This is a genomic window from Kitasatospora sp. NPDC056138, assembly GCF_042264695.1.
Taxonomy (GTDB): domain Bacteria; phylum Actinomycetota; class Actinomycetes; order Streptomycetales; family Streptomycetaceae; genus Kitasatospora.
This window is the reverse complement of record NZ_JBHJVK010000018.1, coordinates 1-14,167: the sequence shown is the minus strand read 5'-3', so window position 1 is coordinate 14,167 and position 14,167 is coordinate 1. Positions and strand designations below refer to the sequence as shown.

Annotated in this window: 13 protein-coding genes; 4 read left to right on the top strand and 9 right to left on the bottom strand. The window is 70.5% G+C overall.

Annotated elements, in window-relative coordinates; translation table 11 throughout:
* The first annotated feature begins 149 nt into the window (after positions 1–149).
* Both ACFC1R_RS14005 and ACFC1R_RS14000 read left to right on the top strand, forming a co-directional pair.
* Complete coding sequence (locus ACFC1R_RS14005; RefSeq protein ID WP_375937854.1) at positions 150–956, top strand: hypothetical protein; 807 nt, start codon at positions 150–152, stop codon at positions 954–956.
* 139 nt (positions 957–1,095) lie between these two features.
* Positions 1,096–1,323: a hypothetical protein gene (locus ACFC1R_RS14000; protein ID WP_375937851.1), complete on the top strand. Its 228-nt coding sequence runs from the start codon at positions 1,096–1,098 to the stop codon at positions 1,321–1,323.
* Between the two features lie 3 nt (positions 1,324–1,326).
* Here the strand turns inward: ACFC1R_RS14000 and ACFC1R_RS13995 are convergent, their stop codons facing one another.
* Positions 1,327–1,632, bottom strand: a complete 306-nt coding sequence (locus ACFC1R_RS13995; RefSeq protein WP_375937848.1) for a metal-sensitive transcriptional regulator — start codon at positions 1,630–1,632, stop codon at positions 1,327–1,329.
* 294 nt (positions 1,633–1,926) lie between these two features.
* On the opposite strand from ACFC1R_RS13995, the gene ACFC1R_RS13990 reads away from it, so the two are divergent.
* Positions 1,927–2,547, top strand: a complete 621-nt coding sequence (locus ACFC1R_RS13990; protein WP_045304462.1) for a DUF47 domain-containing protein — start codon at positions 1,927–1,929, stop codon at positions 2,545–2,547.
* 5 nt (positions 2,548–2,552) lie between these two features.
* On the top strand, positions 2,553–3,548 hold the full coding sequence (locus ACFC1R_RS13985) for an anion permease (RefSeq protein ID WP_375937845.1): 996 nt from the start codon (positions 2,553–2,555) through the stop codon (positions 3,546–3,548).
* 155 nt (positions 3,549–3,703) lie between these two features.
* On the opposite strand, the gene pstB is transcribed toward ACFC1R_RS13985, so the two are convergent.
* The 8 genes from pstB to mshD form a co-directional block, all read right to left on the bottom strand.
* Positions 3,704–4,480, bottom strand: a complete 777-nt coding sequence (pstB, locus tag ACFC1R_RS13980; RefSeq protein WP_375937842.1) for a phosphate ABC transporter ATP-binding protein PstB — start codon at positions 4,478–4,480, stop codon at positions 3,704–3,706.
* 65 nt (positions 4,481–4,545) lie between these two features.
* Entirely contained in the window at positions 4,546–5,622 is a 1,077-nt protein-coding gene (pstA, locus tag ACFC1R_RS13975; RefSeq protein ID WP_375937839.1) for a phosphate ABC transporter permease PstA, read from the bottom strand.
* Positions 5,619–6,593 carry a phosphate ABC transporter permease subunit PstC gene (pstC, locus tag ACFC1R_RS13970; protein ID WP_375937836.1) on the bottom strand — a complete coding sequence of 325 codons (975 nt, stop codon included), beginning with the start codon at positions 6,591–6,593 and terminating at the stop codon, positions 5,619–5,621. The genes pstA and pstC overlap by 4 nt, the downstream gene beginning before the upstream one ends.
* Positions 6,594–6,735: 142 nt before the next feature.
* Positions 6,736–7,875 carry a phosphate ABC transporter substrate-binding protein PstS gene (gene pstS, locus ACFC1R_RS13965; protein ID WP_375937833.1) on the bottom strand — a complete coding sequence of 380 codons (1,140 nt, stop codon included), beginning with the start codon at positions 7,873–7,875 and terminating at the stop codon, positions 6,736–6,738.
* 244 nt (positions 7,876–8,119) lie between these two features.
* Entirely contained in the window at positions 8,120–8,638 is a 519-nt protein-coding gene (locus ACFC1R_RS13960; RefSeq protein WP_375937830.1) for an NUDIX hydrolase, read from the bottom strand.
* Positions 8,639–9,790, bottom strand: a complete 1,152-nt coding sequence (locus ACFC1R_RS13955; protein ID WP_375937828.1) for a CHAD domain-containing protein — start codon at positions 9,788–9,790, stop codon at positions 8,639–8,641.
* Positions 9,791–9,985: 195 nt separating this feature from the next.
* Positions 9,986–12,667: an RNA degradosome polyphosphate kinase gene (locus tag ACFC1R_RS13950; protein WP_375937825.1), complete on the bottom strand. Its 2,682-nt coding sequence runs from the start codon at positions 12,665–12,667 to the stop codon at positions 9,986–9,988.
* A gap of 172 nt (positions 12,668–12,839) precedes the next feature.
* On the bottom strand, positions 12,840–13,904 hold the full coding sequence (mshD, locus tag ACFC1R_RS13945) for a mycothiol synthase (protein WP_375937822.1): 1,065 nt from the start codon (positions 13,902–13,904) through the stop codon (positions 12,840–12,842).
* Positions 13,905–14,167: the final 263 nt, after the last annotated feature.

Sequence of the window (14,167 nt, the reverse complement as noted above, 5' to 3'; positions counted from 1 at the left end):
CGGGGCGGCCACTCGTTGCACCGTCAAGAGTTCTGCCCAACCGGGTGGGCGGCTTGCCGGGCCGAGGGCCCGAGGGGGTTGTCTCAAGAGTGAACAAGCTGACCAGAAGCCACCGACGCACCGCCGGACCTGCTCGTACCGGCGCAGTCGTGGCCGTGCTCGCGGCCGCCCTCACCGCCTGCGGAGGCGGCGGCAGCCACTCCCCGGCCAGCTCGGCCGACCAGCTCTCCGGTGACCCTCTCACCGCGGTCCGCAGTGCCCCCGACATCACCGGACGGACGGGCTCGGCCAAGGCCACCACCGAGCTGGTCACCGAGTCCGCCGAGAAGAAGGCCGTGTTCAACGGCAGCGGCGGGTACGACTACGTGAACCGGATCGGCAAGCTGGAGATCAGCGTGCCGCCGGGTGCCGCCACCACCGGCAAGATCGTCGAGGTGGTCCTGCCGGGCACCGTCTACCTGCAGAACAGCGGCGCCAAGATCCCCGAGGGCAAGTGGGTCAGGCTGGACGTCCGTCAACTACCGGACGGGAACCTGGTCAGCAGCGGGGCCACCGATCCGGCCAGCGCCGCCGGTGCCCTGCGCGGTGTGCAGAAGGCCGACCTGGTCGGCACCGAGACGGTCGGCGGCCTGGAGCTCAAGCACTACAAGGGCACCCTCGACCTGGCCAAGGCGGCCGACGCCACCGGCGGCCGGGGCGGCGACGGACTGCGGATGGCCGCGCAGACCTTCACGGTGAAGGAGGTCCCCTACGAGGTCTGGCTGGACGGGCAGGGCCGGCTGCACAAGGTGGTCGAGACCTTCTCGTTCGCCGGGGTGGCCGGCTCCAAGGAGGCGAAGGACCAGGTGAAGGTGGTCTCGACGGTCTCGCTCGGCGAGTTCGGTGCCGCGGTGGACGCAACCGAGCCGGGGGCGTCCGACATCTTCTCGATGAAGCCCTCCGCCTCGCCCAGCTAGCGTCCCGGTGGCTCGGTCCGAAATAGTTCCTGCGGCACCAGAGATGGCCCGTCCGTGCCATGGGGTATGGCCCGTCCCCTCCCTACGCTGGTGTCGGAGGCTACCGGCCTCCTGCCGGACGGTCGGAGGGGTGGTACGCATGGGGGCGTCCTCGGAAGGCCGCAAGCAAGGCCACGACCAGACCGCACTTGACGAGATCGAGCTGGCCGGCGAGTTGATGATCGCGGCGACCGCCAGCCCCGAGGAGCGGCTGGCCCCCGAACACATCGACCAGGTCCTGCTGGACTGCGAGTCCAGCAGGACCGACCCTGCCGGGTGCCGTCCTGACCAGCGGTCAGAGCCCGGGAGAGCCACCGGGGGGCAGTAGCCGTCAGGAGCGCAGCAGTCTGGAGATCGCGGCGCCGGCCTCCGCCACCTTGGCGTCCAGCTCGGCCCCGCCGTTCTCGGCGGCGGCCGCGACGCAGTGCCGCAGGTGCTCCTCCAGCAGCGCGAGCGCGAAGGACTGCAGTGCCTTGGTGCTGGCCGAGACCTGGGTCAGGACGTCGATGCAGTAGGTGTCCTCGTCGACCATCCGCTGGAGGCCGCGGACCTGCCCCTCGATCCTGCGCAGCCGCTTCAGGTGCTCGGACTTCCGGGAGCTGTAGCCGTGCGCCCCGGTGCTGGTGGTCGTGGTCATCGGCCCGCCTTACGTCTCTTCCGTGAGCCACCAGTCTCCAACGCCCCGGCCCCTTGGGCTGTTCCCCCGTACGAGCGTCGGCTTTCGGTCGCGAAGTGCCCGGCGGCAGCGGTCCCGCCGTGGTTCCGTCAGACTGGGAACCCGCTTCTGCACGGCGCCGTGCAGGTCGGCCCACTGGTCCCGATGTCATACGGAAGCGGAACTTCCGGTTCGCGTGTCGTCACCCCGTTTGCACGGTTCGGACGGCTTGCGCCTAGCATCGTTCAGTCCCTACCCCGCACATCGGAGATTTCCGTGCGTTTTAGCCTGACCCCGAAGGAGACGAGTTTCTACGACATGTTCGCCGCCGCCGCGGAGAACCTGGTCGTCGGATCGAAGCTCCTGCTGGAACTGCTGGGTTCAGACGTGTCGGCCCGCGCGGAGATCGTCGAGCGCATGCGCGCCGCCGAGCACGCCGGCGACGACACCACCCATGCGGTGTTCCACCAGCTGAACTCCTCCTTCATCACGCCCTTCGACCGCGAGGACATCTACGCCCTCGCCTCGTCGCTGGACGACATCATGGACTTCATGGAGGAGGCCGTCGACCTGGTCGTCCTCTACGACATCCAGACGCTGCCCAAGGGCATCGAGCAGCAGATCGAGGTGCTGGCCCGGGCCGCCGAGCTGACCGCCGAGGCGATGCCGAACCTGCGCAGCATGTCGAACCTGACCGAGTACTGGATCGAGGTCAACCGGCTGGAGAACCAGGCGGACCAGATCCACCGCAAGCTGCTCGCCCACCTCTTCAGCGGCCAGTACGAGGCCATCGAGGTGCTCAAGCTGAAGCAGATCGTGGACGTCCTCGAAGAGGCCGCCGACGCGTTCGAGCACGTGGCGAACACCGTGGAGACCATCGCGGTCAAGGAGTCCTGACCAGCGTGGACATGGCAGCACTCATCGCCGTCATCGGCGTGGCGTTCTTCTTCACGTACACCAACGGCTTCCACGACTCCGCGAACGCCATCGCCACCTCGGTGTCCACCCGGGCGCTCACCCCCCGGGCGGCACTGGCGATGGCCGCCGTGATGAACCTGGCCGGTGCCTTCCTGGGCAGCGGCGTGGCGCACACCGTCTCCAGCGGCATCATCGAGACCCCGGTGGGCAGCCAGGGGATGGCCATCCTGTTCGCTGGCCTGGTCGGTGCGATCGCCTGGAACCTGGTCACCTGGTACTTCGGTCTGCCGTCCTCCTCCTCGCACGCGCTCTTCGGCGGGTTGGTCGGCGCGGCGCTGGCCGGTGGCACCGGGGTCATCTGGTCCGGCGTGATCGACAAGATCATCGTGCCGATGGTGGTCTCGCCGGTCGTCGGTCTGGTCGGCGGCTTCCTGGTGATGCTGGCGATCCTGTGGATCTTCAAGCGGGCCAATCCGCACCGGGCCAAGCGCAACTTCCGGGTCGCGCAGACCGCCTCGGCCGCCGCCATGGCCCTGGCCCACGGTCTGCAGGACGCCCAGAAGACCATGGGCATCGTGGTCATGGCGCTCACCATCTCGGGGCGCCAGACCACCGGTGACATCCCGATCTGGGTGAAGATCTCCTGTGCCACCATGCTCTCGCTGGGCACCTACGCGGGTGGCTGGCGGATCATGCGGACGCTCGGCCGGAAGATCATCGAGCTGGACCCGCCGCAGGGTTTCGCCGCCGAGGCCACCGCCTCGACGGTCATGTACATCACGTCGTTCGTCTTCAAGGCGCCGATCTCCACCACGCACGTGATCACCGCCGCGATCATGGGCGCGGGTGCCACCAAGCGGATCCGCGCGGTGCGCTGGGGCGTCGCCAAGAACATCGTGCTGGGCTGGTTCATCACGATGCCGGCGGCCGGCCTGGTCGCCGCGCTGATGTACTGGCTCGTCCACCTGCTCTTCCTGTGACCGGGCCCCGGCCGTGACCGGACGGTGTCGGACGCCGCCGGAAGCAGCCGGACATGGCAGGGCCCGCCCCCACATCTCGGGGGCGGGCCCTTTCATGCTCCGCGGCGGCACCGCCATGCAGCGCCACGGAGCAGCTCACGCGGCTGACCGCGGCTCTAGCCGAAGCGGCCCGAGATGTAGTCCTCGGTAGCCTGCACCGACGGGTTGGAGAAGATCCGGGGAGTGTCGTCCAGCTCGATGAGCTTGCCCGGCTGACCGACGCCGGCCAGGTTGAAGAAGGCGGTGCGGTCCGAGACGCGGGCCGCCTGCTGCATGTTGTGGGTGACGATCACGATCGTGTACTGCGACTTCAGCTCGCCGATCAGGTCCTCGACGGCGAGGGTGGAGATCGGGTCGAGCGCCGAGCAGGGCTCGTCCATCAGCAGGACCTGCGGCTCCACCGCGATGGCGCGGGCGATGCACAGACGCTGCTGCTGGCCGCCGGAGAGGCCGGCCCCGGGCTTGTTCAGCCGGTCCTTGACCTCGTTCCACAGGTTGGCGCCCTGGAGTGACTTCTCGACGACGCCGTCCAGCACGGACTTCTTCTTGACCCCGGCGAGCTTCAGCCCGGCGACCACGTTGTCGTAGATCGACATGGTCGGGAAGGGGTTCGGCCGCTGGAACACCATGCCGACCGAGCGGCGGACGGCGACCGGGTCGACGCCTGAGCCGTACAGGTTCTCGTCGTCCAGCATCACCTTGCCCTCGACGCGGGCCCCCGGGATCACCTCGTGCATCCGGTTGAGGGTGCGCAGGAAGGTGGACTTGCCGCAGCCGGAGGGGCCGATGAAGGCCGTCACCGAGCGGGGCTCGATGGTCATCGAGATGTCCTCGATGGCCCGGGTGGTGCCGTAGTAGGCGGACAGTCCGCTGACGTCGATGCGCTTGGCCATGATCTTTCGTCTTCTCTCGCCCGCGGCAGAGCCGCTGATGGATTCGTCTCGTACGTCAGTCGGTGTCAGTGACCGGCCTTGGGCGACCGCCAGCGGGCGATGCCCCGGGCGATGAGGTTGAGCCCCATCACGAAGGCGATCAGCACCAGGGCGGCACCCCAGGCACGGGCGTAACCGGAGTCGGTGTTGACCAAGGCGTACTGCTGCCAGATGTAGAGCGGCAGCGACTGCTGCGGGCCGTTGAACGGGTCGTTGTTGATGAAGTCGGCGCCGAACACCAGCATCATCACCGGCGCGGTCTCACCCGTGATCCGGGCGACGGCGAGCATCACACCGGTGGTGATACCGCCGATCGCGGTCGGGATGACGATCCGCAGGATGGTCTTCCACTTGGGCACGCCCAGGGCGTACGAGGCCTCGCGCAGCTCGTTCGGGACGAGCTTGAGCATCTCCTCGGTGGAGCGGACCACGACCGGCATCATCAGGATCGCCAGCGCGAGGCTGCCGGAGAAGCCGGAGTAGGCGAAGCCGAGCAGGATGTTCCAGAGCGAGAGGACGAACAGGCCGGCGACGATCGACGGGACACCCGTCATCACGTCGACGAAGAAGGTGACGACCTTCGCCAGCCGGCCCTTGCCGTACTCGACCAGGTAGACGGCGGTCATCAGGCCGATCGGGGCGGCCATCGCGGTGGCCAGGCCGACCTGCTCCAGGGTGCCGATCAGCGCGTGGTAGATGCCACCGCCGGGGCCCGCGGAGATCACGTTCTTCATGGAGTGGCTGAGGAAGTTGCCGTTCACCACGCCGATGCCCTGCTGGATCGTGTAGACCGTCAGGGAGAGGAGCGGGACGACGGCCAGGATGAAGGCGACCCAGACCACCGAGGTGGCGAAGCGGTCCTTGGCCTGGCGGCGGCCCTCGACCTTGGCCGCGAGGCCGTAGCTGAGGACCAGGAACAGCACGGCGGAGAGCAGTCCCCACTGCAGGTGGCTCTTCAGCCCCGCCCCGGCCCCGATCCCGCAGCCGAGGGCGATCGAGAGGACGGCGACGCCGGGCGGGGCCCACTTGGGGAGCCGGGCGGCGGTCAGATCGCGGCGCAGCAGCGGCTCGGCCGCCGCGGAGGTGGTCGTCACGGTGCTCATGCGCTGTACTCCTTGCGGCGCGCGATGATCAGGCGGGCGGCGCCGTTCACCAGGAGGGTGATCACGAACAGGACCAGGCCGGAGGCCATCAGCGCGTCCCGGCCGGGGGGCAGGGCCTCGTTGAACTTCAGGGCGATGTTCTGGGCGAAGGTGCCGCCGCCCGGGTCCAGGATGTGCAGCGACAGGACGCTGTTGGCGGAGAGCACGGTGGCGACGGCGATGGTCTCGCCGAGCGCGCGGCCGAGGCCGAGCATCGAGGCGGAGATGATGCCGGGGCGGCCGAAGGGCAGTACGGCGGTGCGGATCATCTCCCAGCGGGTCGCACCGAGGGCGAGCGCCGCCTCCTCGTGCGTCCGCGGGACCTGGCGGAAGACCTCGCGGGTCACCGCGGTGATGATCGGCAGCACCATGATCGCCAGCAGGATGCCGACGGTGAACAGGTTGCGCGGGGTGGCGCCGGGCATGGTCGTCTTGAAGACGTACGTCCAGCCGAGGTACTGGTCCATCCACGCCGTCAGGCCGTTGATGTGCGGCACCAGGAAGAGCGCGCCCCACAGGCCGTAGACGATGCTGGGGACGGCTGCCAGCAGGTCCACCAGGTAGGCGAACGGCTGTGCGATCCGGCGCGGTGCGTAGTGCGAGATGAAGAGCGCGACGCCGATCGCGACCGGCACGGCGATCACCATCGCGACCAGCGCGCTGACGATGGTGCCGAACGCCAGCACCGCGATGCCGAAGACCGGCTTGGGGGCGTCCGGGGTCCACTCGAAGGTGGTGAGGAAGTTGCCCTCGTCCTTCGAGAGGGCCAGGCCGGAGCGGTAGGCGAGGAAGCCCGCGATGGCGGCCATGATGACCAGCAGCAGGATGCCCGAGCCCCGGGAGAGGTTGAAGAAGATTCTGTCGCCGACGCGGCTGTCGCGTCGGGGCCGACGGTCCCTGCCCGCTGAGGCGGCAGGGGGGGATGAAGTCATGATCGTCTACTCCGGTCTGGCGGCGCTGCCCCGCAGGAGGGCGGCACCATGGCGGCGGTGCCCCGGACTATTGATGGTCGTGTGCCCGGCCGGGCAGCCCCGCCCCCCTTCGGGGGCTGCCCGGCCGGTTGTGCCGGATGGCTCAGGCGAGGGTCGGGATGACCTGCTGCACCTTGGAGGCCAGCTCCTTCGGCAGCGGGACGTAGCCCTTGCTGCCGATGGCCTGCTGGCCGGCGTCGCTGATGGTGTAGGTCAGGAAGGACTTCACGGCGTCCAGGGTGTCGGCCTTGTTGCCCTTGTCGCAGACGATCTCGTAGGTGACCAGGACCAGCGGGTAGGAGCCCTCGTCCTTGGTCGCGTAGTCGAGCTCGAGCGCCAGGTCGCTGCCGGTGCCCGCGACCTTCGCCTTGGCGAAGGTGTTGGCGGCGTTCTCGGCGGTCGCCGCGACCGGCTTGGAGGCGCCGGTGTTGATCGAGGCGCTCTTCAGGCTGTTGGTCTGGGCGAAGGACAGCTCGACGTAGCTGATCGAGTTCTTGACCTGCTTGACCTGCGCGGCGAGGCCGGCGCTGCCGTTCGCCGACTGGCCGCCCTTGCCCGCCCAGGTCTTGCCGGACGGGTAGCTCCAGGCGCCGCCGCCGGCCTTCGACAGGTACTTGGTCAGGTTGTCCGTGGTGCCGGAGTCGTCCGAGCGGTGGAAGGCCTGGATGTCGGCGTCGGGCAGGTTGACACCCGGGTTGAGCTTGGCGATCTCCGGCGCGTTCCACTTGGTGATCTGCGAGTCGAAGATCTTCGCGAGGGTCGGGCCGTCCAGGACCAGGTTGTCCACGCCGTCCACGTTGTAGACGATCGAGATCAGGCCGCCGACCATCGGGAGGTCGATGCCCTGGCCGGTCTTGCAGGCGGCCTTGGAGGCGTCCACCTCGGCGGGCTTCAGCGGCGAGTCAGAACCGGCGAAGCTGACCTTGCCCTGGTTGAACTGCTGGACACCGGCGCCCGAGCCGCCGCCACCGTAGGTGATCGTCGTGCCGGAGCAGGCGGAGCCGTAGGCGGCCTTCCAGACGTCGATCGCGTTGCCCTGCGCGGTGGAGCCGGCGGCGAGCAGCTGGCCCTTGCCGGCGCAGGCGATCTGCGCGGCCGGGGCAGCGGCGCTGCCGGACGCCTTGGGGTCGCTGCTGGTGGTGGTGTTGTTGTCGGAGCCGCAGGCCGCGAGCGACAGCGAGCCAACGAGCGCCATGGCACCGATCGCAAGGGCCTTGGTGCGGCCGTTCCGCTGGAGCTTCACAGGGTGTCCCTTTCTGTGGCACTACCCGCGCCCGTCAGGCCGAGCATCGCTCGTCGGCACAGGTTTTGCTGAGGTCCGGGGCCCGATCGGCCCTCCGGTAATCCAGAAGTTAGGCCGACCAGGTGACGCGTCAGGCGGTCGCAAATGAACGGAGAGTGAACCTCGGACGGATGACAGGAAACCGCGTCCGGTAGTAACGGTTGCGTCACGGGCAGAGCGCGGCGAGATCACTCGGCGGACGAGATCACTCGGAAGGATCACGCCCACGATCGGCCAGCAGGGCCAGCAGGGCGTCCACCAGCAGCCGGTCCCGCTGGTGCGTCAACCGGTCCCGTGCCTTCCCCGGCGGCAGCCACTCCAGCCGGTCCACCTCCCGGTTGGGGGCGAACCGGCCGCCCGTCGGCACCGCCGCCCAGTACCGGACCTCCTTCGGACGCCCCTGCGCCAGGTAGTGCTGCGCGGGCAGCTCCGCACCCAGCACACAGCTCAGCCCGGTCTCCTCCCGCACCTCGCGCAGCGCCGCCTCCTGCCAGCCCTCCCCCGGGTCCAGCTTCCCCTTCGGCAGGCTCCAGTCCCCGTACTTCGGTCGGTGGATCAGCGCGATCCTGGGCTTCTTCCGCCCCTTCCCGCTCTTCTTCTCCGGCCCCGGCACCCAGAGCACCGCGCCCGCCGCCAGAATCGTCGGCCCGCGCCCGGAGCGCCGACGCCCACTGCGGTCCTCACTCGATGCGACGCTGCGCGGTGCGCTCAGGCGGTTGCCCATTCATGCCATCCGTTGTGCTGGAGTAGCGCCCCCGGTCTCCGACTGGAGGGACCCCCACCCAGCCGCCAGGCCGGTGGCGAGATTCGGCCACTGGTGGCCGAAGGCGTACCGGGCCGCCTCCACCTCCAGTCGCTGATCAGCATGCACCACGCCGAGGACGTAGGCGGTCGCCGGGGTGATCCGGGGCGTGCGCGCTGCCGTGGCCACCGTGACGGCCGCGTCCGCGGCCTCCTGATGGCGGTGCAGCGTACGGTCCAGCAGGTCGAGATCCGGGTCCGGGGCGCCGCAGACCTCCCGTGCGTACCTGGCGCGCTTGACCAGGATCCGCACCCGGTGCCAGGGCGCGTCGTCCGCCGCCACGGCGGAGTCGGCGTCCACCTCGCTCCCCCGGTCCCGGGACGGCTCCGGCTCCCGCTCCGGCTCCCGCGTCGGCGGCACGGCGCCGAGCCGGTGCAGGCCCTCCCCGCCGTACGGAGTCGCCGCCCGGCTCAGCGGCAGCCGCCGGGCCTCCGCCGCGAGCGCCTCGAAGGCCTCCGCCGCGAGCGCCGGCAGCGCACCGCCCGGCCAGCCGGCCACGCCGTCGAGCAGCGGGACGTCACTGGCCAGCAGGGTCATCCGGTCCGCCAGTGCGTGCAGCCGGGCCGACCGCAGCTCCTGCAGCAGCGTGGTGTGCGCCCTGGTCCTGGCCAGGGTGAGCTGGCGCTCCAGCAGCGCACGCGCCTTGGGCGCGCCCATGTGCCCCGCCAGCATGCCCGGCCCACCCGGATCGGTCTCGCTCAGCGAGTCCAGCGCGGCCAGCAGCCGGGCCGAACGCCGCAGGAGGGCGGGCTCCTGGGCCAGCAGGTTGAGCAGCCAGCGCAGTTCGGTCCTGCTCTCCGCCGCCCAGTCCCGGTCGAAGGCCGCCGCGAAGGTGTGCAGCGCACCACCCACCCGCCGGACCGCCCGCAGCAGCGCCTCGGTACCCGCCGCCGCAGCCGCACTCGCCCCACCCGCCGGAAGCGCGCCAGGTCTCGACCCGGCCTCGCCCACCGCCTGCGGCAGCGCGCGCAGGAACGCGCCCGCCTGGGCGCTCAGATAGCCGGAGAGGATCTCCCCGGTGGAGGCGTTCGCGGCCTTCGGCCCGGTCCGGGCCGTCATCGGCACATCGGTCATGGCTGGGTTCCCCGTCCCCCCGGGGGCCGTTCCCCGGGGCTGGTGGCCGACTGCTGTGGTCACTGCCACGGCCGCCCGCCGAATGCCGCCGACCGGCTGCGGTGCCGACCGGCGACGCGTGCTGAGCAGGTAGGTGGTGCTGTCCGTAGTGGGGTCGTGCTGCGGTGGCTGGTACTGCGGGTGCCGCGGTGGCCGTCAGCGGGTGGCCGGCGACTTCCGGCGGCGCTGGCGCGAGTCGACGAGCAGATCCTGGACGTGCCGCAACCGCCGCCCCTCACCGTCCTGGGACTTCCTGGTCCAGCCGCCGTCCGGCCCGAGGTGCCAGGACGTGGTCTCGTCCGACATCCCCAGGTCGATCAGGCCGGACAGTTCCACCCGGTGCGCCGGATCGGTCACCCGGACCAGCGCCTCGATCCGGCGGTCCAGGTTGCGGTGCATCATGTCCGCGCTGCCGATCCACACCTCGGGTTCGCCCCCGTTGCCGAAGACGAAGATCCGCGAGTGTTCGAGGAAGCGCCCGAGGATGCTGCGCACCCGGATGTTCTCGCTCAACCCGGCCACTCCCGGCCGGATGGCGCAGATCCCGCGCACCCACACGTCCACCGGCACCCCCGCCTGGGACGCCCGGTAGAGCGCGTCGATCACCGCCTCGTCCACGATCGAGTTGACCTTGATCTTCACGTACGCCGGCCGCCCGGCCCGGTGGTGCGCGATCTCCCCGTGGATCCGGGACAGCAACCCGTCCCGCAGGCCGCGCGGCGCGGTCAGCAGCCGTCGGTACGACTCGCGCCGCGAGTAGCCCGAGAGGCGGTTGAACAGGTCCGAGAGGTCCGCGCCCACCTGCGGATCCGCCGTCAACAGCCCGATGTCCTCGTACAGCCGGGCGGTCTTCGGGTGGTAGTTGCCCGTCCCCACGTGCGCGTAGCGGCGCAGGATGTCGCCCTCCTGGCGGACCACCAGCGACAGCTTGCAGTGCGTCTTCAGCCCGACCAGGCCGTACACCACGTGGCAGCCGGCCTCCTCCAGCTTCCGGGCCCACTTGATGTTCGCCTGCTCGTCGAACCGCGCCTTGATCTCGACCAGGACCAGTACCTGCTTGCCCGACTCCGCCGCGTCGATCAGCGCATCCACGATCGGCGAGTCGCCCGAGGTCCGGTACAGCGTCTGCTTGATCGCCAGCACGTCCGGGTCGGCCGCCGCCTGCTCCAGGAACGCCTGCACCGAGGTGGAGAAGCTGTCGTACGGGTGGTGCAGCAGGACGTCGCGCTCGCGCATGGCGGCGAAGATGTCGGGCTGCGAGGCGGACTCCACGTCCGTCAGCCCGCGCGCCGTGCCCGCCACGAACTTCGGGTACTTCAGCTCGGGCCGGTCCAGATCGGCGATCCCGAACAGACCGGTCAGGTCGAGCGGTCCGGGCAGCGGGAACACCTCCGCCTCGGTGATGTTCAGCTCGCGGACCAGCAGGTCCAGGATGTACGGGTCGATCGACTCCTCGACCTCGAGCCGCACCGGCGGACCGAACCGTCGCCGCATCAGCTCCTTCTCCAGCGCCTTGAGGATGTTCTCGGTGTCGTCCTCCTCCACCTCCAGGTCCTCGTTGCGAGTGACCCGGAAGGCGTGGTGCGCCAGCACCTCCATCCCCGGGAACAGCTCCTCCAGGTGCGCCCCCATCACGTCCTCCAGCGGCACGTACCGCTGCGGCGACGCCTCCAGGAAGCGGGAGAGCGACTGCGGCACCTTGACCCGCGCGAAGTGCTTGTGCCCCGACACCGGATTGCGGACCACCACGGCCAGGTTGAGGCTCAGGCCCGATATGTAGGGGAACGGATGCGCCGGGTCCACGGCCAGCGGCGTCAGAACCGGAAAGATCTTCTGCCGGAAGAGCGTGTGCAGCCTTGCCTGCTCCTTCTCCGTCAGCTCCGGCCAGCGGACCAGCTCGATGCCCTCCACCGCCAGGTCCGGCAGCACCTCCTGCTGGAAGGTCGCCGCGTGACGCGCCATCAGCTCACGCGACCTGGTCCAGATCTGGTCCAGCACCTCGCGCGGCTGGAGGCCGGAGGCGGAACGCTGCGCCACTCCCGTGGCGATCCGCCGCTTGAGCCCGGCGACCCTGACCATGAAGAACTCGTCCAGGTTGCTGGCGAAGATGGCCAGGAACTTGGCCCGCTCCAGCAGCGGTATCTGCGGGTCCTCGGCCAGCTCCAGCACCCGCTCGTTGAACGCCAGCCAACTGCGCTCCCGGTCCAGGAACCTTCCCTCCGGGAGCTCCCCGAGGTCCGACACGGTGGACGAGGCGTACTCGTCGGGGTCGTCCAGCGCCAGCCCGAGCACCGAGGAGACTCCCGGCACCGGCAGGGTCGGGACGTCGGTGCCGGTCAGCGGCTTGGCCGGTGACACCGGCGCGGACGACGGAGCGGACGCGGCAGGCGTGGCAGCGGCAGGCGCGGTGGACGCGGCAGGCCCGGCGGCGGCCAGCAGGGCGACGGGCGCGGACGACGCGGCCTCGGTCGTGGGGGCCGACGCCGAGGGGGCCGACGCCGGGGGCGCGGCTGTCACGGGTGCGGGGGCCTTCGGGGCTTTCGGGGCCTTGGGGCCCTTCGCAGCCGCTCTGGCGGAGGTCGCCGGTGCCACGGCGGCGCCCTTGGGCGAGGAGGCGGACGGTGAGGCAGGTGCGGGGCGGGGGACGCTCATGGATTCCAGCTCCTCCAGCAGGACGGTGTCCGGGCGGAACCCGGCGCTTGGACGGCCGGAGCCCGTCGTCACGTGCATGCCGTCCTCGTCCTGCGACCCCAGCTCCCATCCGCCGGGCGCGGCCGGGAGACGGCCGACCCACGGATGCTGGCCGGCCACGCGGGGGCGAGGCACTACGGACGTCATCCTGTGATCTTCGCGGCGGCAATTTAATCCACGGTAAACACCGCATGGCCGGGAGGAAAGCTGACGCAGTCACCCCTGTGGATGCGGCTGCGCCGACAGGCCCGAGGCCCGCCCGGGAGACCCGGGCGTCCCTCACGGTCCTGCCGGCCCCAGGGCCCCCTCCCGGACTCGGTCACGACTCCCGGCGGGCCTGGACGCGGTACATCAGGTCCACCTCGTGGATGGTGAACCCCAATCGTTCATATACCCGGACGGCGGCCGAGTTGTCAGCGTCCACATAAAGCATCACGGTCTGCTGCTCACGGTCCTGCGCAAGGTGGCGAAGCCCGATCGCGGTCAGCGCCCGGCCCAGCCCGTTGCCCTGCTCGGCCGGGTCGACCCCGACCACGTAGACCTCGCCGAGCCCCTCCGGGTGCACCTTCGTCCAGTGGAAGCCGACCAGCTGCTCGCCCCGGAAGGCCAGGAAGAACCCGCTCGGGTCGAACCACGGCTCGCCCAGCCGGTCCGCCAGGTCCTGCTGAGTCCAGGAGCCCTGCTCCGGGTGGTGCGCGAACGCCAGCGCGTTCAGCCGCAGCCAGGCCGCGTCGTCCTGCCCCGGGCGGAAGGTGCGCACCTCGACCCCGTCGGGCAGCGTCGCGGCCTCCGGCAGGTCGGCGGTACGCCGCATCTGCCGCAGCTCGCGCACGAGCTCGGCGCCGTAGGCGGCGGCGAGGTGGCGGGCCGCCGGATGACCGCCGTGGGCCCAGAACTCCACGGGTGCCTCCGGTGCCGCCGCCGATGCCTCGGCCAGCACCGCTTCCACCAGCTGCCGGCCCAGGCCCAGCCCACGGGAACCGGGTTCAACGGTCAGCTCCGCCGTCCCCGCTCCGCCGTCGCTCGGCAGCTCCAGCTGCGCGTAGCCGACCGCCGTGCCCTGCCGGGCGAGGCCGGCGTCGGACGGCTGGGTTTCGGTCGACTGACCTTCGGAGGGCTGGGCTTCGGAGGGCTGGGCGGCGCTCCGCTGGAGCAGGTGCAGCACTCCCGGTCGGGCTTCGGCCGACTTCAGCCTCAGCCTGCCCTGCTCGGACACCGCCTGCCGCTCGTCCGCGACCGCCGCCGCGGCGATGACGTCGGTGGCTGCCCCGGCTTCCGCCGCCGAGAGCACGGGGGCGGCGAGGATGCTGCCGACGGCCTCCGACAGCGTGCGGGAGTGGCTACGACGTGACGGCTCGGGCGAGGGCGTGGCGGATGAAGTCATGATCCGACCCTACGTCGCGTCAACTGCCCCACGTGGGGCATTGCCCGCAGTCGGTGAGGGCTCTGTCAGCTGGGCCGTCCGACAGTCGAGCACCCGGACCAGGGAAACGGGGGAGTGCCAGCCACGGGGCACTGCGCACGGGGGCGCGGGGCTCGGAACGCGGATCTGGTCCGGAAAGGGTCCGGAAATGCGGAAAGCCCCTCCCCGGTCTCCCGGGAAGGGGCTTTCTCCAAAATTTGTTCGGCGGCGTCCTACTCTCCCAC